16 protein-coding genes are annotated in these 20,577 nt (G+C 62.8%); 12 read left to right on the top strand and 4 right to left on the bottom strand.

The genetic code is table 11. The features are described 5' to 3' along the window. Positions 1-56: 56 nt before the first annotated feature. Positions 57-665 (bottom strand): TetR/AcrR family transcriptional regulator, encoded by a 609-nt coding sequence (locus tag A6035_RS00670; protein WP_108846201.1) that lies wholly within the window; start codon positions 663-665, stop codon positions 57-59. A gap of 1,850 nt (positions 666-2,515) precedes the next feature. On the opposite strand from A6035_RS00670, the gene A6035_RS00660 reads away from it, so the two are divergent. The 8 genes from A6035_RS00660 to A6035_RS00630 all read left to right on the top strand — a co-directional run bounded on the left by A6035_RS00660 (position 2,516) and on the right by A6035_RS00630 (position 11,356). Beyond that, complete coding sequence (locus A6035_RS00660; RefSeq protein WP_108846200.1) at positions 2,516-3,163, top strand: hypothetical protein; 648 nt, start codon at positions 2,516-2,518, stop codon at positions 3,161-3,163. Beyond that, positions 3,156-4,532: a glutamine synthetase family protein gene (locus tag A6035_RS00655; protein WP_108846199.1), complete on the top strand. Its 1,377-nt coding sequence runs from the start codon at positions 3,156-3,158 to the stop codon at positions 4,530-4,532. Before A6035_RS00660 ends, A6035_RS00655 begins: the two co-directional genes overlap by 8 nt. A gap of 1 nt (position 4,533) precedes the next feature. Then, positions 4,534-5,643 carry a Zn-dependent alcohol dehydrogenase gene (locus A6035_RS00650; protein ID WP_108846198.1) on the top strand — a complete coding sequence of 370 codons (1,110 nt, stop codon included), beginning with the start codon at positions 4,534-4,536 and terminating at the stop codon, positions 5,641-5,643. After that, positions 5,640-6,452 (top strand): gamma-glutamyl-gamma-aminobutyrate hydrolase family protein, encoded by an 813-nt coding sequence (locus A6035_RS00645; RefSeq protein ID WP_108846197.1) that lies wholly within the window; start codon positions 5,640-5,642, stop codon positions 6,450-6,452. Before A6035_RS00650 ends, A6035_RS00645 begins: the two co-directional genes overlap by 4 nt. Then, positions 6,449-7,951, top strand: a complete 1,503-nt coding sequence (locus A6035_RS00640) for an aldehyde dehydrogenase family protein (RefSeq protein WP_108846196.1) — start codon at positions 6,449-6,451, stop codon at positions 7,949-7,951. Before A6035_RS00645 ends, A6035_RS00640 begins: the two co-directional genes overlap by 4 nt. Next, the gene (locus A6035_RS19080; protein ID WP_268817654.1) at positions 7,948-8,070 is read left to right on the top strand and encodes a hypothetical protein; all 123 of its coding nucleotides are present in this window, start codon (positions 7,948-7,950) and stop codon (positions 8,068-8,070) included. The genes A6035_RS00640 and A6035_RS19080 overlap by 4 nt, the downstream gene beginning before the upstream one ends. 173 nt (positions 8,071-8,243) lie before the next feature. After that, the gene (locus tag A6035_RS00635) at positions 8,244-9,707 is read left to right on the top strand and encodes a flavin-containing monooxygenase (RefSeq protein WP_108846195.1); all 1,464 of its coding nucleotides are present in this window, start codon (positions 8,244-8,246) and stop codon (positions 9,705-9,707) included. A gap of 179 nt (positions 9,708-9,886) precedes the next feature. Continuing rightward, the gene (locus A6035_RS00630; protein WP_108846194.1) at positions 9,887-11,356 is read left to right on the top strand and encodes a class I adenylate-forming enzyme family protein; all 1,470 of its coding nucleotides are present in this window, start codon (positions 9,887-9,889) and stop codon (positions 11,354-11,356) included. 958 nt (positions 11,357-12,314) lie between these two features. On the opposite strand, the gene A6035_RS00625 is transcribed toward A6035_RS00630, so the two are convergent. After that, positions 12,315-13,808: a PucR family transcriptional regulator gene (locus A6035_RS00625; protein ID WP_108846193.1), complete on the bottom strand. Its 1,494-nt coding sequence runs from the start codon at positions 13,806-13,808 to the stop codon at positions 12,315-12,317. Between the two features lie 164 nt (positions 13,809-13,972). Between A6035_RS00625 and gabT the strand changes: the two genes are divergently transcribed. From gabT to A6035_RS00605, 4 genes are all read left to right on the top strand, one after another. Then, complete coding sequence (gene gabT / locus A6035_RS00620; RefSeq protein WP_108846192.1) at positions 13,973-15,358, top strand: 4-aminobutyrate--2-oxoglutarate transaminase; 1,386 nt, start codon at positions 13,973-13,975, stop codon at positions 15,356-15,358. Continuing rightward, positions 15,355-16,800 carry an NAD-dependent succinate-semialdehyde dehydrogenase gene (locus tag A6035_RS00615; RefSeq protein ID WP_108846191.1) on the top strand — a complete coding sequence of 482 codons (1,446 nt, stop codon included), beginning with the start codon at positions 15,355-15,357 and terminating at the stop codon, positions 16,798-16,800. The genes gabT and A6035_RS00615 overlap by 4 nt, the downstream gene beginning before the upstream one ends. A 325-nt stretch (positions 16,801-17,125) precedes the next feature. After that, on the top strand, positions 17,126-18,043 hold the full coding sequence (locus A6035_RS00610; protein ID WP_159149439.1) for an alpha/beta hydrolase: 918 nt from the start codon (positions 17,126-17,128) through the stop codon (positions 18,041-18,043). A gap of 16 nt (positions 18,044-18,059) precedes the next feature. Next, positions 18,060-18,515: a polyprenyl synthetase family protein gene (locus A6035_RS00605; RefSeq protein WP_108846189.1), complete on the top strand. Its 456-nt coding sequence runs from the start codon at positions 18,060-18,062 to the stop codon at positions 18,513-18,515. A gap of 721 nt (positions 18,516-19,236) precedes the next feature. Here the strand turns inward: A6035_RS00605 and A6035_RS00600 are convergent. Then, positions 19,237-19,665, bottom strand: a complete 429-nt coding sequence (locus A6035_RS00600; protein ID WP_159149762.1) for a hypothetical protein — start codon at positions 19,663-19,665, stop codon at positions 19,237-19,239. A 132-nt stretch (positions 19,666-19,797) separates the two neighbouring features. Beyond that, complete coding sequence (locus tag A6035_RS00595; protein WP_108846187.1) at positions 19,798-20,379, bottom strand: TetR/AcrR family transcriptional regulator; 582 nt, start codon at positions 20,377-20,379, stop codon at positions 19,798-19,800. Positions 20,380-20,577 lie beyond the last annotated feature (198 nt).

Below are 20,577 nucleotides of genomic sequence, written 5' to 3'. Positions count from 1 at the left end.
TGACCAAGTCTTCCTGCGGGCCGGCCTGCGCCAAGCCGAGACGCCAGTCGCCCCACTCAGAGGATCGCGGCCGCTGGCACGATCCGGTGCGCGTCTGCCAATCGCTCGAGAGCTTCGGCCATCGAATCCAGACACAGTTCGTATGATGCCTTGTCCGCATAGGTGAGATTCTGCAGCACGGAGCCGTCACCATAGGACGCGATAATTCGCGCGATGACGTCGACCAGATGCTTGTCGTCATCTGGGCGAAGCCCCACTCGCAGCTTCGCGGCGAACACCTCGAGAGTCATGTTGTAGATCATGCGGGCCTTTTCCGTGTCCTGACGGACCATCCATGACATGAGTTCGACCTCTGTCTGGGCGAGTGGGCCGACCTCAGAAGCCCACTTACCGATTTGACGCACGACCGTCGCGGCCGCCCGCCCCAGACCCACCGCGGGGCGCACGTGAATCCTCTCACCGAAGTGCTTAACCGCCATGTGCTCGAAGATCGCGTAGAACAGGTCTTCCTTGGTGCCGAAGCAGTAGTGGATCATCGTCAGCGGTGAGTTTGCCCGCTCCGCGATCCGCCGTGTCGTGGCACCAGCGACGCCTTTCTCGGCGATGACCTCGATAGCGGCATTGATCAGGTCCAGTCGACGTTGCTCTTCGGTTATACGAGCCATTCGTGCCTCCGCCCGTTGCGGCAGGGTTCCTTTCAGTGCAGTTCGGGAAATTAGTTGGTCGGCAGACTAACGTGGGGATGCTTTATGCCATGGTACCTCGAATCCGCATGTAGAACGGAGAACGGCAGCGGGAAGGGACGTGTTCAGTATGTCCGCCAAAGGAGTCCTTCACCCCGAAGACTCGTACCGACCACCCTATCGACACCACCGTTCGCCCTCGCTGGCGGCTGGCAGGTGCTGACCGACACAGACTGCCACTTCTCATCGCGTTGACGGCCAGCCTCAATCCTCGCGCGGCGTTTGGATGCCGACCGGCTGATGGCCGGGGGCGAACCTTGTCCGGCTGAGGGTTCTCGGGACTGCTGCACAGACAGGTTCCAGTGGCGGTTCGGCCCGCCTGGGTAGCGATTGTGGTCATGATCAGCTCGTATTCGACCGGTCTTGACCCGCTCAGGCTGACTGCCTGCGACGGCGGTGGTAGGTCCTCTCGTCCAGGTGACGATCGCGCCCCGTAACTCCTCACGGGTGGCCCAGCGCGGCGGTCGGGGACGTTCTTCAGCGGCACGGCGAACCAGGACTTCATTGTGGCGTTGTCTCCAGCCTCGCCCGGGCGACCCATCGACCCGACCATGTGGTGCCGGTCGATCGCGTGGACGAACTCCCGGCTGCGCCAGCTGGGACCCGCGGTCGGTGCGGGAAGGCACAGCCGGCAACACCTCCGCCGGCTTGCTGACGGCGAGAGGCCGCGTTGTTCAGCGCTTCGACAGCCAGCCGGGACTTCATCCGTGAGTAGATCGAATAGCCGCCTATCCGGTTCGAGTAGACGTCCTTGATCGCAGAGGTACAGCCTGCCCTCGCCGGTCCATTGCTCGGAGGGGCTACCTCCCGCGTGCGGGGAAACGTTCGCGAGCCACAATCGGCTCGGTGCCTGGGCGCGGAACTCGTGGCGGATCGCGCCGTGCCGATCGGTCACCGCGCAGAGGTCGTCGTGCACCGGCGGACCGGGCTTACTGCCGTTCTTGCTGCGTTCGTCGGCGAACGCCGACCACCAGCCCTGCTGTGAGCAGATCTTCCAGGTGGTACGTTCGGCCATCGGCTCGCCGGTTTCGCGGGCTTTGTCGACCAGGAACCGGTAGCCGAACTCTCCGGTCGTCGCGGTGCGCGTCGAACAGGGCGTTGGCGCGGTAAGCCCGGGTGAGGCCAGCACCCGGCAGGCCACCTCGGGCGGGGGTGCCGTCGGCGCGCGATCAACGCCCGCTTGTGCTTCTCCCCCTTTGCACGTCGGCGGTCGTACAGCGTGCGTGAGTCCCGGCCGCTACTCAGACTCGGAAGCGCAGCAGGACAGCAGGCGCGCAACGATCGCCGGTTGAAGAGCCTGGACCGGTGGTGATCGCTTCAATCCTGCCCGAGTCGCGGAAAGCCGGAGGTCGCTTGACGGGACCAACGGTGCCCTTCCGGAGAAATCGGAGGCTGCTCCGAGAGCGCCAGCGGCGGTGCCTGAGTTGGTTAATCATCCGGACCGCGTGTGGATCAACCCCCGCCGGGCGTGGCGTGCGCTCCTCAGATCGCCGCAGCAAAGCGAGGTCGACGAATGTTAGTCCGCTAGTCAAAACGGGTCAACCCGATAGTGCTATTGACATCGAGAACGTGATGGTCTTCACTGTTAGTCAGTCGACTAACACGGCAACTGAGAACTGAGCGGCCGTAGCTGTACGCACGACACTGGAGACTCCTCATGGGGCCACCGACTCGGAGCTGGCCTGCGGCCCACCCGTGCCTCGGAGTGATCGTGCTCCATTCCTCTGATCGCCCAAGGTCAAGTCGGCCGAAGCAGAACGGACTCTGACAACATGACAACACTCAGCAGTACGGCGGTGTTCGAGGTCGATGTCGAACACGATCCCACTCCATTCGTCCTTTCCCTGGGGCATATCCTCCGTATCGGTCGCAATGACCAACTGAGCTTGTCGCGGTTGCGCAACCTCGGACGCGAGAACGTGGTCGCCGCCGTCACCGTCGCCGATACGCCGCGCAAGGCCACCATCACGTTCAGCCCTGGCGGAGCCACGGTCGCCCATGGGATCGCCGACGAATACACGACCCACCTCGTCCTTGCACCAGACGACCTCTACCGAATCCGCTTGAGTGAGCCCGAGGGGACCGACGTCGACGAGCTGGTCTACGACCTCTCTGCAATTCTCAACCCGCCGTTGAAAGAGTGGCCTGAATGCGCCGAAGAGTTCTGGGATTCCGTCTCAGACGACGCGGGCTTACCGGAGCAACTCGTCGTCGTGTCCTCCGACGGACAGGAACTGGTGCTCGGTCACGGTGCATCCACGTACGAGATCCACGCTCATCCCGCCGACCTGCAGCGGCTGTTCGCCGGTATGGACTCGTTCTTTGATCTCCTCTTTGCCGGCAAACTGCGGGTCCGCGGAACGCTCCCGCAGCTTTCCGCGATGGCCGGCGCTTCATGGAAGGTGCAGTATCATGGCTGATCACATTTCGCAGACCGACCTTTCGCAGTGGTTGAACAGCCACAACATCCGACGAGTCCGAACCGAGGGGACAAGCCTGGACTCCGGATTAATCGGCAAAGCCCTCTCGCCGGCAAAGGCCGTGGGCACCCTGGACTCAGGCGTCGGGTTCGTCGATCTGGTGTTCGGCTCGGATCTGCACAACAACCCGGAGTTCGGATTCGCCTGGCCATCCTGGCGCGGCGACATGGTCGACGTCTTCCTCAAGCCCGACCTGTCGACACTGGTACAGTGGTCACCAAACGAGGCATCGGTTCTCGGGAATTTCCACGACCGGCTCGGAAATCCTCTGTCCGTGTGCCCTCGAGGAATGCTGCAGCGCGCGTACGAGCGCATCAAGGATGCCGGCTACACCGCCAAAGTGGCAATCGAGATCGAGGCCACGGTGTTCGAGGAGGACATTTACACTGCGCGCGCCAAGGGCTTTCGCGACCTAACCCCATTGGGCGGCAGTGCTGGCTTCTGCTACAACATGACTAAGGACGACCGCTGGCATGAATACATGGCCGCGGTATCAGACCGACTCGACGAGCTCGGGATCGCATGGGACGCCTGTAACGACGAAGCGGCCGTCGGACAGGTCGAGGTGAACATTTCCATCACTGACCCTGTCAACGCGTGTGACTCCTGGACTCGAGTACGGCAGGTCATGCGCGAGGTGGCCTTCGAACTGGGCCGAACGGTCACATTTATCGCGAAGTGGTGTGACGCATACGGACAGGCCTCCCACATCAACCTGTCACTGGCTAAGTCCGATGGCAGCAACGCATTCTATGCATCGGAGGGTATCTCCGACGACCTCAGGCATTTCCTCGGCGGAGTCATGGAGACCGTCGCGCCCACGACTGCCCTGGCTTTTCCATGGATCACGTCCTACCGACGAGTCGCAGATTTTGAGGGACCACCCTCTACGGTCACCTGGGGGGTCGCCAACAAGACCACCGCTATCCGCGCCGTCGTGGACCATCCGAAGCAATCGCGCATCGAATACCGGGTACCCGGAGCAGACACCAATGTGTACGTGGTTCTCGCCGCAATCCTCGCTTCCGGGCTCAACGGTTTGCAGAACGCCATCGAGCCGCCGGAACCGTTCGTCGGAGTGGCCTACGGACTTCCCGACGGCCTGGTGGAGCGACTGCCCGACACGATCGGCAAGGCACTGACCATTCTGGAGAATGACACGGTGCTGCGTTCAGTCCTGGGCGAAGAATTCGTGGACTACTGGATCGGCCGCAAGCGTTGGGAGTGGAGGCAGTACCACAATCACGGCGGAGAGCCGGAGTCTCCCATCACCGACTGGGAGCTAACCCGCTACTTCGAGTTGGTGTGAGATGACCGAGCTGATCCGGGCCGCGGTCCTCAACTCAGCCCCCGGCAAACTCGACATCGAACGACTGACACTGGCCGCACCGGCGGCCGATGAGGTACGTGTCCGGATCGCCTATGCCGGGTTGTGCCACTCAGACCTGCACGAGATGGACGGGACATTCCCCACCGAAGTGCCGATCCTACTGGGGCATGAGGCTTCCGGTGTGGTCGAAGAGGTCGGGGCACATGTCCTAGGCATCGAACCCGGCGACCACGTTGTGACCTGTCTGTCGGTGTTCTGCGGCCGCTGTCGCTACTGCACCGCCGGACGCCCTACCCTGTGCGAGAACCGTTCCGCGCTATCGCAGGGCCCCAACCCTCGACGGCTCGTCAATACCGCAGGAGTATCAGTACGTCCGACCGCCGGCATCGGTGCCTTCGCCGAGCAGTGTGTGGTGCATCAGAACGCGCTCGCGGTGATCCCCTCGTCGATGCCCTTAGCGCAAGCCAGCATCCTGGGTTGTGCGGTCACCACGGGATACGGCGCGGTCGTCCACCGTGCCCAAGTACCCCCCGGTGCCACAGTGGCGGTTATCGGCACAGGCGGCATCGGGATTGCCGCCATCCAGGCCGCACGCGTCTGTGGCGCAGCGAGCATCATCGCGGTCGACGTCGTCGACGGGAAATTGGCGCGTGCGGCGGCGTGCGGCGCCTCGGCCACAGTCAACGCTCGAGTCGACGACCCTGTCGAGGTCGTGCGTCAGCTGACCGGGGGCGGAGTCGACTTCGCGTTCGAAGCGGTCGGTAATGCCCGCACCGTCGCCCAGTCGGTGGCGATGCTGGCACCCGGTGGCACAGCCACAGTTGTCGGAATGGTCCCCGCTAACCCACCCATCGAAGTCGACGGAAGCGACCTCATCTTCACTGAGAAAACGCTGCAGGGTTGCTTCATGGGAAGCAACCGATTCCGTACGGACATCCATAGCTTTGTGTCGATGTACGAGCAGAACCGACTAGACCTCGACGGCATGATCAGCAGCACCGTGGCGTTCGAGGACATCAACGCCGGATTCGCGGAGATGGCTTCTGGTGACGGCACTCGCACACTCGTCGCGATTGGAGCAGACGCATGAAAGCCCGGCCATTAATCGGGATCACCGGCCGCAAACTGTCGGCATCGGTGATCCGCGACATGGATTTGCGCTACAGCAGTGTGGAAATCGATATCGTATTCAACGATTATGCTGAATGTGTGGCCGCAGCCGGGGGCATACCGATCTACCTCCCGTATCAGGCGGAGGCAGAGATGGTCGCCGATCGACTCGACGGTGTGCTGATCACCGGGGGCCAGGACGTTCATCCCTCATGCTGGGGACGCCCCGACTATGCCGAAGACCGCTTGGCCCCGAATACGGAAGCTGCGAACAGTTATGATCTCAACCGGGATCGGTCTGAAATAGCATTGGCTCGCACCGCCGTGGACCGGTCGATCCCGCTATTGGGAGTCTGTCGCGGGGCCCAGGTATTGAACGTGTCCCGCGGTGGAACGCTCATCTCTGACCTCCCTGCCGGGGAGATTGAGCACTATGCGGCCGCGGCGGCGCCCTCTGCCGGGGCTCCGAACCATGTGATCGATCTCTTCGAAAACACCCTCGCCCGTCGGCTTTTCGGCGAACAACTGGTCCGCAACTCATGGCATCACCAGAGTGTCGATACCCCGGGACGCGATCTCGTGGTCAGCGGACGCACCGCCGACGGTGTGGCGGAGACGATCGAGATCCCTGACCACCCGGTCCTGGGCGTCCAGTGGCATCCCGAGTGGCAAACCGACCCTGACCCCAGCATCGACTGGTTGGTCGCTGCCGCACGCGATCGGATGCACCGTCGCGACAATCACGCACTGTCCACCACCGGATCCACCACAGGGACGCACCGATCATGAGCACCTCATCCACCTTCAGCTCTGACCCCGACCACTGGGCGAAGTTGGCGGCCACACTGACGATCCCCACCCAGATGTGGGTCGACGGTGAAGGCGTTGATTCACGCGACGGAACCCGTCGGGCGGTGATCTCGCCCCGTGACGGTGAACCCCTCGTCGAGATCCCCGACGCCGGTGTCGACGACGCCGACCGTGCGGTGTCGGTGGCGCGCAAGGTCTTCCGCAGCGGCGTGTGGTCCCGGCTTTCACCACGCGAGCGTGGCGACATCCTGATCCGCTGGGCCGATCTGCTCGACCGGCACCGCGATGAGATGGCTCTACTGATCTCACTCGAGATGGGAAAGCCCATCTCCCACTCCTGGCAGATCGAGATGCGCACGAGTATCAACCTGATCCGCTGGTACGGCGAATACGCCGACAAGCTGATGGACGAGTCTCCGCGCGGACGCCCGGATTCCGTGGCGCTGGTCACCCGCGAACCCGTCGGTGTCGTGGCCGCGATCACACCGTGGAACTTCCCGATGACGCTGGCCTGCTTCAAGATTCCCGCAGTGCTGGTGGCCGGTAACTCGTTGATCCTCAAGCCCGCGAGTCAGACGCCGCTCTCGGCGCTGCGCTTGGCGGAGCTGGGAGCGCTGGCCGGGCTGCCGGCCGGTGTGTTCCAGGTCGTCACCGGCGGAGCGGTAGCGGGTCAGGCCCTGGCCCTGCACAACGAGGTGGACTGCCTGACGTTCACCGGTTCCACCGCCGTGGGCAAGCAGTTGCTCAAGAACGCGGGGGAATCCAATGCCAAGACCGTGTGGCTCGAACTGGGTGGGAAGTCCGCCAACATCATCTTCCCCGATGCCCCCGACCTGGAGAAGGCCATCACCACCGCCGCGTGGGCGATCTGGTTCAACTCCGGCCAGATGTGCACCGCGGGATCGCGGCTACTTGTGCACCGCAGCATTCATGACCAGGTCGTGGCCGGTGTCATCGCCAAGCTGGGAAATCTGAACATCGGTGACCCTCTTGATCCGGCGGTAGAGTTCGGCCCCTTGTCGAGTCGGCATCACCGCGACAGTGTGCTGACCGAGATTCGATGCGGTCTCGACAGCGGCGCGCACCTGGTGGCGGGCACGACCGAACCGATTGATCGCGACGGTTACTTCGTGGCCCCCGCGGTCTTCGACGAGGTCGACCCGGACAGCCGGCTGGCACAGCATGAGATCTTCGGACCGGTGCTGTCGGTGATCCCGTTCGACGACGACGCCCACGCCCTCCAGATCGCCAACAACTCGGACTACGGGCTTGGTTCGGCGGTGTGGACCTCGGACATCACGCGTGTTCACCGGATTTCCCGCGGTCTCGACGCCGGCCTGGTCTGGGTGAACTGCTTCGAGGAGGGCGACGCATCCGTGCCGTTCGGCGGTCGAAAGCTCTCCGGCAACGGTGCCGACAAGAGCGTGCACGGAATCGACAAATTCACCAACCTCAAGACGACGTGGGTGCAGCTGTGATCGCGCACGATCGGTGGGCCGCTCTCGAACTCGACCGCGATGTGCGAGACATGCTCACCGCGCTCGACGACATCCTGCCGGAGCCGGCGATGCATGTTGCCGTCGCCTGGCCGACCTGACCCGGCATCCGGTGGCGACCCCGCAGGCCGCCTCCGCTGCACGGTGACGAGTTGCCACAGTCGGATTGCGCCAGATGGATGCAGATGCAGGTCACGTCGTGCGCCCGGCAACCCACAGACCTAGACAAGACGCAGAAGCCATACGTTGAGGCACCGCGCCTGGAGGAGCACACATGAACACCTATAGCCCCATTGAACACATCGACGTCGCGATCGTCGGGGCCGGCATCTCCGGGATCGCAGCGGCTGTCCAGCTCAAGCAGTCCCGGCCGCATGACACGTTCGCTCTCCTCGAGATGCGCGACAACATCGGGGGAACGTGGGATCTGTTTCGCTACCCCGGGGTCCGATCAGACAGTGATATGTTCACCCTCGGGTACGGATTCAAGCCCTGGACCGCCGAAAAGTCCATCGCCGCCGGCTCGTCCATCCGTGAGTACCTCCACGAGACTGTGAAGGATCACGGACTCGAATCTCACCTCCGAACCGGGCACCGACTGCTGTCTGCCGAGTGGAACAGTGACCAGGCGCGGTGGACACTGCAGTTCGGAACTCCAAACGGCGAGCGTCTGTTCTCGTGCCGCTTCTTGTACATGGCCGCGGGGTACTACAGCTACGAAAGTGCCTTCAACCCGAAACTCGCCGGCGAGGATCGTTTTCAAGGTCGGCTGGTGCATGCTCAGTTCTGGCCCGAGGATCTGGACTACGCAGGTAAACGAGTTGCCATTATCGGCTCAGGTGCGACCGCAATCACCCTGCTGCCCACGATGGCACAAACCACCGCGATGACCACGATGATTCAACGCTCGCCCGGCTATGTACATATCGAGACGGACGCTGTCGACATCGAGGCGAAGGAGCTGCGCCAGCGGATCGGTGAGACGGAGGCCTTTACCGCAATCAGGATGCGGAACCTCGAGAACCAGCAGCTGACATACAAGCTGGCTCGTGAGAACCCGGAGGCGTACAAGAAGAGCCTCTTCGACGCGATCGAGTCCGTCGTGGGACGAGAAATTCGCGAGAAGCACTTCACTCCGAAGTACGAGCCGTGGGATCAGCGGGTGTGTCTGGTCCCCAACGCCGACCTCTTCGAAGCGATCCGTGACGGCCGGGGCGCGGTGGCTACGGGCACTATCGCATCGGTGACCGAAACCGGCGTACTCATGGACGACGGAGAGCATATCGACGCCGACATCATTGTGAAAGCCACGGGGCTCAACGTGGTTTTCGGCGGCGACGCGAAGCTCCGGGTCGACGGCGCCGACGTGTCGTACGGTGAACGCTGGACCTATAAAGGAATCGGACTCTCCGGTGTCCCGAATTTCGTCTTCGCGTGGGGGTTCCTGAATTCTTCCTGGACCTTGCGCATCGAACTGCTCAACGAGTTCTGGTGCCGGATGCTCGACCACCTCGAGGCCACCGGGACGCAGTCCGTCACACCGGTTTTGCGTCCCGCCGACACCGAGATGCAGGCATCGAACTTCGTCCACGACGTCACTTCCGGATACCTGCAGCGAGGCTTCGCGACGCTCCCCCGCCAGGGTGACCAGACTCCCTGGGTCAATCCCCAGAACTATGAGGAAACACGCAGACTTCTCACCGAGGACGTCGAGGACGGCGTCTTGCAGTTCCGATGACACCACTTCCCTGCACCATTGCGCTTGGTTGACTCCGCCGGATCGAGACGAAAAAGGGATTACCCGAGGGGGCAAGCGCCCTCCGTCTCCGGAACACAATCCAACCGCCCGTGATTGACCCGGATTCGCGGCGGGCGGACTGCCGCAGCAGCTCATAAGGCTATCGAAGAGGACACACGATGTTGGCAAGTTTTTTCGCCTGGGATTTGGCTATGGAGCGCGGTGACGCACCATGTGTTCGCGATGACAATCTCGATCTGACATATCGCGAGTTCTCCGACCACGTGGATGCATTCGCTGCGCAGCTGGCCGGACGTGGGGTCCGCGCAGGTGATGTCGTCGCGCTGATGCTGCCCAACCGGGTCGAGTTGCTCGTCGCTCTTATGGCCGCATGGCGGATCGGGGCGGTGGCGACCCCGATCAATCCGAAGTTCACCAGTCTGGAGGCGGAGTATCAGGTCACCGATTCCGGCGCCGTGCTGGTGGTGAACGAGGGACAGGATGCGCCTCCGGTGGGCCGGCCGGCGATCGCCGTCGACGAGATGCAAACCGTTGTTCCTCTCGGGTGGCAGCCGGAGACCGCTGCGGGTAGCGATGTCGCGCTGCTGATCTATACGTCGGGTTCGACCGGTCGTCCCAAGGGTGTCATGCTCACGTACGACAATCTGTATTACATGGGTTCAGCTTTGGCGGAACACCTGTCATTGACCGAGGACGATCACTGTCTGCTGATTTTGCCTCTATTCCACGTCAACGCGCTCTGCATCAGTTTCCTCGCGCCCATTCTGGCCGGTGGTCAACTCAGCATCACCGGTCGATTCTCGACGTCGCGGTTCTTCGAGGACGTTGCCCGGCTAAGGCCGACGTACTTCTCGGCGGTGCCCGCGATCTACGCGATGCTCGTCTCCCAGGCCGACGACGTCACCGTCGACACCTCGTCGCTCCGGTTCGCGATCAGTGGTGCTGCGCCGATTTCCAAGGAGCTTCTCCGTCACGCCGAACAGCGATTCGGTCTCACCATCCTCGAGGGCTACGGACTCACCGAGGGGACCTGCGTTTCCACGCTTTCGCCGCTGGACGGGCCACACAAGCTCGGTTCTGTCGGAAAGGCATTGGCCGGACAGGAGGTCGGTGTCGTGAGTGAGGGCGGTAGTTTGCTGCCGCCCGGTTCAGTCGGAGAAGTTGTGGTCCGCGGTCCGAACGTCATGCAAGGGTATCTCGGGCGCCGGGAGGAGACCGCGGAAACTGTGGTCGACGGCTGGCTCCACACCGGAGACGTCGGCCATCTCGACGAGGATGGCTACCTCACTCTCGTCGACCGGATCAAGGACGTGATCATCCGTGGCGGTGAGAACATCTACCCCAAGGAGATCGAGAACGCCCTGGCTTCCCATGAACGTGTGCTCGAGGCTGCAGTGGTTGGCGCACCCCACGATGTGTACGGCGAAGTTCCTGTGGCGTACGTCGTGACCTATCCCGACCGACCTGTCGCCGAAGGGGTTCTACTCGAGCATCTGCTGGAACGGGTGACCAAGGTGAAACTGCCCGTTGCCATTTATTTCGTCGATGCCCTGCCCCGTAACCCGGTCGGCAAGATAGACAAGCCCGGACTGCGCACACGCCATCAACCGCACCCCGCTTCCTCCTGATGACGGCCGTCATCTTCCTCTCCGGCGACGAAAGTGGCCTACTTCCCGATCGATGTCTATATTAGCGTCCTGGTCGTTGATCGGTTCTCGTGGTAGTCGGGCGGGACTGCTTCTTGCCCCTCTGTCAAGCAGCGAGGTCCATACCTGATGTTTGATCCGTGGCCATCGCAGGGAAGACGACGTCAGGCAGTCGGCGTTTGAGAACGAGGAGTGCTTTAATCCCGCCGTCTCCGCTCGCCTTCCGGCGAGCCAAGAGAGCGCGTGCGTCCTCGTGGCAGCGGACCTGAGGAAGTCGATTCGGTGTATCTGGGCATTGAGTTGTCGGATTCCCATGCGTGAGCGGCGATGTCGAGCATAATTCGACGACCACACCGGCAGCGGTGCACTCTCGTTGTCCCAGGCGAAGGAGTCCTTGGAACGGACGGACCCGGTCGACACCGGCGGTTTCACCGATGACCTTCGCCGCAATCAACGCGGCGTGACCGGGGTCGCCGGATGCGCGTGCGTTCGGCGACGAGGTCCTCCCGGTGGTCGACCAGCAACCGGATCTCGCGGTCTGCGCCGTCGAGGCGGACAATAGGTAGGTACGGTTCGCGTAGTACCGCACGGGCTACTGCGAGCGCATCGAAAGGACGGGACCTGCCGTAGGTGCGGGCGGCATCACGCGCGTTCGCCATCAGTTTCGGTAGTACCGGACCACTCGTTCACCGGCGGCGAACATATCTCGTTCAAGTCGGCGGCTCAGGTGCCAGCAGTCCTCGATCACCAGAGGCGGTCGTCTGATTGCCCGGTCGCCACTGCAACAGTTTCAGGTGGAATTCGCTGGTGTGCCAGTAGTTTCGTCGATAGCGTCGAGCCTGTCGTTCGTGACTTTCGCCGGCATGCGCTGCCGGAAGGTCTTCGTGCCACAGTCGCTGCGTGGGCCAACAGGTCAACTACCGTTGCCCCTTACAGGTCCTCAGTCGGGTAGCTCCGCGAGAATTCCGAGCAAAAGCTCTGCACGAACTCGGGCGTCCGACATGTCCACACCCATCAGTTCCCCCGCCTTTGCAACGCGAGCACGAAGGGTATGCCGGTGAACGTTGAGCGCGGAGGCCGCCCTTTCCCATTGACCGTTCGACTCCAGGAACGCATGTAGCGACTCGACAAGGCGGGAGTCATGGTCACGGTCGTACGCCGCCAGTACCGAAACAGTCGACCTCGCTACTGAGCGCAGCACGGCGACGGCCTCCGGACTGGTCAGCAGCGCCGTCCCGTGTCGAGGGTCGAACTCCCGCACTCTACGCGAGCCCGCGATTTTTGAGGTCGCGATCGTCGCCTGGGTCGCAGCATGCTCTACATGATCGAGATGATGGGGCGCGCTCAGTCCTGCAGAGGCTGCTCGTCCTGATCCGATCCGCCGAATCATTTCTTCAACTCCGGTGCTCGAGTCGTCTCCGCGAAGGAGCACTAGAAGGGAAGTTTTTCTATCGCACGCATAGAATGGACGTCGACGCGTTTCGAAGGCAGCGTCGAGTTCGCGAGCGATCTCCGCCGGCGCCTCACATTCGATATTCAGGATGCGGATTAGTCCGCCTTCACTACATGCGTCCCCCAGGTGTGCGACCGCTTCTTTCGCGGGCAGGAGGCCGTCGAGTGACAGGCTCAGAACCCTGCCGCCGAGGGCATTTCTCTCGCGTCGAAGTCGTTGCGGTTTGTCCAGGTCAAGAGTGATCAAGGAGACCGCGTGTCCCACGAGGACTATTTCCACCGCTTCGAGCGGATGAGTAACCTGCACAACTACATACCCGAGGGTGGCACCTGCTTGCATCACGGGCTGGACCGTCGTCGAAATCCCCGACTCGCTCACCGTCATCGAGCCCGGCCCGGCCCTGGGAATCGTGCGCGTCATGCTTGCCAACACAGTCGCGGACTTCGGATAGGCCGCGATCTCCCCGCTTTGTTCATCGACGAACGCTACCGAGGCTCTCACGGCAGCAGCCAATTCCCGCACGATTGCCGGAATCCCTCCGCGCAGCGCCGCCCTGGTGATTCGCACCTGCGCCGATGCGGCCCGCCGAACCAATTCGTACTGTTGTTCGGTCAATCGTTCGCTGACCGAGCGGGTGATCGCCGCAAAGGGAGTCGTGTACGGGACCTCGAGGACCGGAAGGCCCCATTGATTCGCCTCGTCGAGCATCTCCGGCGGAATGCGGTCGTGCGAGAGCCCGGTGCCGAAGCCGACTGCGGACGCACCCGCGTCGACCAGCCGTCGCACGTACTCGGCGCAATCCGCCGCGGTGAGGCCAAGCCCTGTAGTCAATACGAGCGCGTTCGCGGACAACCATGGGGTTGGATCAAGAAGCTCGGTCGGTTGTACAAAACTAATGCGCCTGTCGTCATCTACCCTCCCAGCGCGAACTTCCATGCGTAAGTGGGATTGCGACAGCAACCATCCGATGCCGATGCTCATGCCAATAGCCTACTCGACATTACGGCGCTCAGGTCGCCATCCAATTGTACAAATCGGCACGACTGCGCGGGTCGAGGGGAGCCGATACTCATCACACCCCCATCCGCAATTCCGCATCGGCAATCCTGGCGCCGCGGCGGTCGGACGACCACAAGGAGAATCAAATGGCGGACTTCGCATACCGTCTTCCTCAGGAACGGCGCCTGGTTACGGAGCTACCCGGCCCGCGGTCCGCCGCCCTGACTGAACGTCGCAAGCGAGCGGTCGGAGCAGGTGTCGCTTCGTCTGTGCCCGTCTACGCCGCAGATGTAGACGGCGGGGTCGTTGTGGATGTCGACGGCAATTCCTTCATCGATCTCGGCTCAGGTATCGCCGTAACGACTGTGGGCGGATCCGACTCCGCCGTCGTTTCCGCAGTCCAGGAACAGGTCGCGCACTTCACGCACACCTGTTTCATGGTGACGCCCTACGAAGGCTATGTCGCCGTAGCAGAGAAGCTCGCCGACATCACCCCCGGCGACCATGAGAAGCGCACCGTCTTGTTCAACAGTGGTGCCGAGGCTGTCGAGAACGCCATCAAGATCGCACGTAACGCGACCGGGCGAAGTGCTGTCGTCGTCTTCGACCACGCCTATCATGGACGAACGAATCTCACCATGGCGTTGACCGCGAAGAACCTCCCCTACAAGGACGGTTTCGGTCCATTCGCACCCGATGTCCACCGGGTTCCGATGTCGTACCCCTTCCGCGAAGGAATGAACCACGACGGGACCGCTGTGACCGGCACCCAAGCCGCGGAACGTGCCATTGCCCAGATCGACAAGCAGGTGGGCGCGCACAATGTCGCCGCGATCATCATCGAGCCTATCCAGGGCGAAGGTGGGTTCATCGTTCCTGCACCAGGTTTTCTCCCCGCGATCGCACAGTGGTCGCGAGACAACGGGATCGTCTTCGTAGCAGACGAAATCCAGACTGGGTTCGCGCGCACAGGTGACTGGTTCGCATGCGACGCCGAAGACGTCGTCCCAGACCTTATCACTCTCGCCAAGGGGATGGCCGGCGGAATGCCTCTCGCCGCAGTGACGGGACGTGCCGAATTGATCGATGCCGTTCACGGCGGCGGACTCGGCGGTACGTACGGCGGAAATCCGGTTGCGTGCGCCGGCGCGTTGGCGGCCATTGCTCGTATGGAGAAGCTCGATCTTTGCGGACGCGCACGCGAGATCGAGCAGATCGCCAAGAGCCGACTGAATGCAGCGGCAGCCGACATCGACGTTATCGGCGAGGTGCGAGGTCGTGGCGGCATGATCGCCGTGGAGCTCATCCAGCCCGGCACGCGGGACCCGCACCCCGAAGCAACCCGAGCAGTAGCGGCCAAAGCGCTGGAACAGGGGGTTATTGTGCTCACCTGCGGCACCTACGGAAACGTCGTCCGCTTGCTTCCGCCGCTCGTCGTCTCCGATGACCTGCTCATCGAGGGTCTCGATGTGCTTATCGGCGCCATCCGCGCCGTCGCCGACGCTTCGATTCTGACAGGAGCAGCACGATGACCTACGACCTGCCCGTGGGCACCCCTACACAGCTGTGGCTGGGGGGAAAACTGTCCGATTCTTCGACGGGCGCTACTTTTCCAGTGCTTGATCCCGCCTCTGGTGAGTTACTGACCCATGTCGCTGATGCAACCCCAGAAGACGGGGCACACGCGCTCGAGCTCGCGGTCGCAGCGCAGGCAGCTTGGGCAGCCACTCCCGCCAGAGTTCGAAGCGAGATCTTGCGTACCGCTTTTGATCTCGTCCGCACTCGCGCCGATGATTTCGCACGAACCATCACGCTCGAGATGGGCAAGACCCTCTCCGAAGCGTACGGTGAGGTCAACTACGGGGCCGAGTTTCTCCGTTGGTTCGCCGAAGAGTCGGTACGAATCAGTGGACGCACTGCGACGGCCCCTTCAGGATCGGGACGCATACTGGTCACCAAGGAGCCCGTCGGTCCCGTCCTGGCCATCACACCGTGGAACTTCCCCCTGGCCATGGCGACGCGGAAGATCGGCCCGGCACTGGCCGCGGGGTGCCCGATCATCGTCAAACCAGCCGCCGAGACTCCCCTGACAATGCTTCTACTCGGTCAAGTATTCGCCGACGCCGGCCTGCCGGACGGAGTCCTCTCGATCTTGCCGGCATCGCAGGCCTCCGCATTGACCGGCCCCCTCATCGCCGACGAGCGCCTGCGGAAGATTACCTTCACCGGATCCACAGGAATTGGTAAGTTACTTGTCCGCCAATCCGCCGACCGTCTGCTGCGTACTTCGATGGAACTCGGTGGCAACGCACCGTTCCTCGTGTTCGACGACGCCGATATCGACGCCGCTGTAGACGGAGCGATGGCAGCAAAGATGCGCAATGGTGGTGAGGCCTGTACTGCAGCGAACCGCTTTCATGTTGCGCGTGGGGTAGCTGACGAGTTCGCAGACAAACTCACCGCACGCATCGCGGCGCTGCGCACCGGGCACGGTCTCGACGAGAACACCGACTTGGGCCCGCTCATCACCGATAAGCAACGTGCATCGGTGCACGACCTGGTCGTTGACGCTGTCGAACGGGGAGCGCGGGTACGAGTCGGCGGCCAAGTCCCTTCCGGCCCTGGAAGTTTCTATCCCGCGACGGTTCTAGATCTCATCTCGGAGGACTCCCGCCTGCTCCGTGAAGAGATCTTCGGTCCCGTTGCGGCGATAACCGTCTTCGACACCGAAGATGGGGCGATTGCCGCTGCCAACGCCACCGAGTACGGCTTGGCTGCCTACTTCTACACCCGAGATCTCGATCGGGCCATGCGCGTGGCCGCAGCATTGAAGGTGGGGATGGTCGGCGTCAATCGAGGTATTATTTCCGATCCTGCTGCCCCCTTCGGGGGCGTCAAAGAATCCGGCTTCGGGCGCGAGGGCGCATTCGAGGGAATCGAAGAGTACCTCGATACTAAGTACATCGCGCTCTGACCCAAATCCTACCGGTTGGAAGTGCCCGATAAGCCACACTTTTCGGGCACTTCCGGTTATCGCGGGGCACAAATTCTTGATCAAATTGCCAACCTGACTTATTCTCATTCTGGACTGCCTCATATCACAATTCCGCACGCTTGGCGACCGCCTGTCTCGGATGGATTCTCCTTAAGAATCTAGTAGTACATATGAAATTTCACATTCCCTACCGGAATACTGCGCTTAAAAGCTGACTCGCGTGCCTGAATCGCACCTCGATATACCTCGGATGGAAGGACATCGTGACGTGACTGAATCTGGGAGATGGTCTCACCGGAACCTGATGCCCGACGCCTTGAAATTGGCCAATGACCTGGATACTGTATTGGCGAAGCCTTTTCACCAGCTCGGCGTACAAGGCGCACGACAAATAGTCGACCTGATGCGTCCACGCGATCACACACCCGTCCACTCCGTCGAGAATTTCTCGGTAACGGGTCGACACGGTGACATCCCCATCCGACTCTACCGTCCGACCTCACACTCCGATCTTCCGGCAATCATCTACTTCCACGGCGGCGGTTGGACACTGGGCACGTTGGACGGCGTGGACGAGTGCTGCCGCAAACTCGCGAACGATTCATCATGCGCGGTTGTCTCGGTCGACTACCGCCGGGCTCCCGAGAACAAGTTCCCGCTACCGCACGACGACTGTTACGAAGCCGTACTCTGGGTACGAGATCATGGGTCGGACAAAGGACTCGACGGCAACACAATCGCCGTCGCCGGCGACAGCGCTGGAGGAAATCTAGCGATCGGCGTGTGCCTTCGCGCTCGCGATGAAAATGGCCCGCAGATCCGGCTTCAGGCATTGGCCTACCCCGCCTTCGACGTTCCGTCCGAGTACCCTTCCTTCCGCGAGTACTCGGACGGTCCAGTCCTCACGGCCCAGGACTGCACCTGGTTCTTGGACAACTACCTCAGCGGTCCGGACGATTTGGACAATCCGTACGCCATTCCCGCTGCGGCAGAGACTCTGGCAGGACTTCCCTCTGCCCTAGTCATCACGGCTGAAGTCGATCCGCTCCGAGACAGCGCAGAGCAGTATGTCGATCGGCTGACAGCGGACGGTGTTGTGGCAGAACTTCATCGGTATCCGGGAGTGTTCCACAGCTTCTTCACCGAGGTGGGCACCCTCACCGCTGCCGACGAGGCCGTATCCGAGATGGCACACCTGATCGGGAAGACGTTGCTCCAGTAGGCATAGACGCGAACGTATGAGCCCGCTCGTACCTGTCCGGGCGGCGCTCGGCGGAGCGAGTGACGAGCAGCTCGACGTCCTGCGCGCCTTCGGGCTGCCACTCGGCGTCGCCTTCCAGCTACGTGATGACCTGCTCGGCGTCTTCGGCGACCCCGCCGTCACTGGCGAACCAAGCGGTGACGACCTTCGCGAGGGCAAGCGCACCACCCTGGTTGCCCTCGCGACACGCGTGCTCGACGCACGCGGGCGCGAATCGCTCGACGCGGTGCTCGGGGACCAGGCCGCCACGGACGCGGCGATTGCCGTCGCGCAGGACACGATCGCCGCGAGCGGTGCGGTCGAACAGGTCGAACGCCTCATCTCTGCGGCCACAACCAAGGCTCTCGAGGCCCTCGGATCACCACTCCTGGCCCCCGCGGGAGTCACCGAACTCCGGGAACTCGCGGCGGCCGTCACCCAGCGCGTCGCCTGACGGACCTCCCTCAGAGTGAGCGCACTCACTACACGAGGGGAGCAAGTACTCCGAAGCATCCTCGCCGAAGGCGTGCCCGACGTCATGCCCGGGACGTCGCGGTACGGAACTGGTGGAGCGTAGTGATGCAGCAGCGAAGCTGCAGGAGCGTCGCAGTCTACTGCTTTCTGTGCCCAGTCTCTTCGCCAGCGGTGGCACGTAAGGGAACGTGAATGGGCACCAGCTGTCGGCGACGATCAGTTCATGAGACCCAGCGTGGTCCATTCTTATCGGACGGAACTGCTGCGGACGAGGTCCGCAGTCGTGGCCCCGGCGGTGATCGCCCTGCGGCCGGGCGAGCCAACCTGCGTGCTCTCAGCGGCGAGCTGTGTTCGCTCGGAGACGAGTTCTAAAGATCGCCACGGAGAACGCCAAGACCGTCAGCAGGTCGCCGTCGATGCCAGGTCCCCGACCGGCCCCGAAACGACGGCGGTCACGGGCCCGCGCGGCGGGAGTCGCTAGCACCGAACACTTTCTTCCTCGCCTTCGGTGGGAAAGACATCCGATCGACCTCAGCGAGAAGAACTCCTCCAGCAGGCGGCGCTCGACGGTCTCTTAAGTCGGCACCGGCAAGGGACACGAGAACTTCCGTGGTGGGTACGGGCCTTAGACAAGCCACATCCCACCCGGAGGCTCTCGATCGATCAGACTCCCCCGCTGTCAATCTTCTGGACGGGTACAACTAGGCGGCGATGCGACTTTCCGCGATCCGGCCCAGGTCGCCGCCTACCAGATCCTCGATCAGTCGCTCCCGCTGCCTGCCGTTCCGGATGAGCACGACGACCACGGGGAGGTCGTGGGCGTAGAGCATGCCCGGGATCCGGCGCACGTCCTCGGCGAGCCGCGCGCCAGCCGACTCGGCGCGGTCGGTGCGCAAGCGGCCCCGCGCGTCCAACGCGATAACCATCACCTCTGGAGCGGTACGCGCGATATGCGTAACGGCCCAGCTGCGCACCTTCCGGCGCAGCCTCCAGTAGTTCCACCGGCGTTCGCCCGTCGGAACGCGAAACGCCCCGAACGACACGATCGCCCCACGGCCCTTACCGGCACGACCCCTGGAGCCCATCTCCGCCAACACATCCCAAGCATCGCCAAACGTCGCGATGTCCACCCGGCGCAACACCTTGCGTATCCTCATGATCCGAGCACGCCACGACCGGCTGCTAACGCCCCGCGGACTTTACCATCTAGAAAGTATAGTTTGCCAGCCCTGCCTAGTCGCCTCACCCGCGCCACTCGCGGGCTATCGCGCCGGGTCGGGCGCCGGGGCAGCGCCAGCCGTTGTCGATCCACTGCCAAGCATGCCGGCGAGCGCTTCGGCGACCTCGCGGCGCTCGGATTCGGTCAGGGGCTCGCCGGTGGAGGCCTCATAGAGCCACAATCCGTCCGAGGCGATACGGATGATGAACCGCAGCATCCCGGCGGGGCCATCGTGCAACTGAGCCGACGGAGGCACCCACCGGCCGTTGAGCTCAGACCAGACCGTCGATGCCTCAGGGTCGAGCGCACCGTCGAGCATGAACAACAACTCTGCGCGGGACGTCACCCCTGCGCACGCCCGCACATAGGCTAGCAACCTGTCGTCCGCCGAGGATTCCTCGAACGGCATCCCGAGCTCGCCGCGCAGCCGCTCCTCGAACAGTCCGGCGAGATAGCGATGTGTGGCAAGCACGAGCAGCTCGCGCCGGGGGAAGTGATACATCACCCCCGGACGAGTGAGGCCGGACTCGCGAGCCACCGCGTCGAACTTGAGACCCGTGACGCCGTTGTTCTGCACCACCCTGCGCGCCGCGTCCAGGATGACCTCTCGGTTGTCGGCTCGCATCCTGCCCCCATCATCGACGTGTTACCGGCCTGGCGGGTTAAGTTACCATACTTTCCAGAAAGCTAAGTTTGGAGCGAGCGTGATGTCGGAGGGTGTGAGTTGCGGGCTATTGGCGCCAGTGCGCTGGGCCCCTGTGCACTCTGGGCGCTCGCCGTTGTGGCGCCGGTCCTCGCAAGCGTTGCCGCCGCCCTGACCACG

The sequence above is a fragment of the Dietzia lutea genome (assembly GCF_003096075.1).
Taxonomy (GTDB): domain Bacteria; phylum Actinomycetota; class Actinomycetes; order Mycobacteriales; family Mycobacteriaceae; genus Dietzia; species Dietzia lutea.
This window is presented reverse-complemented; position numbering and strand designations above follow the sequence as displayed.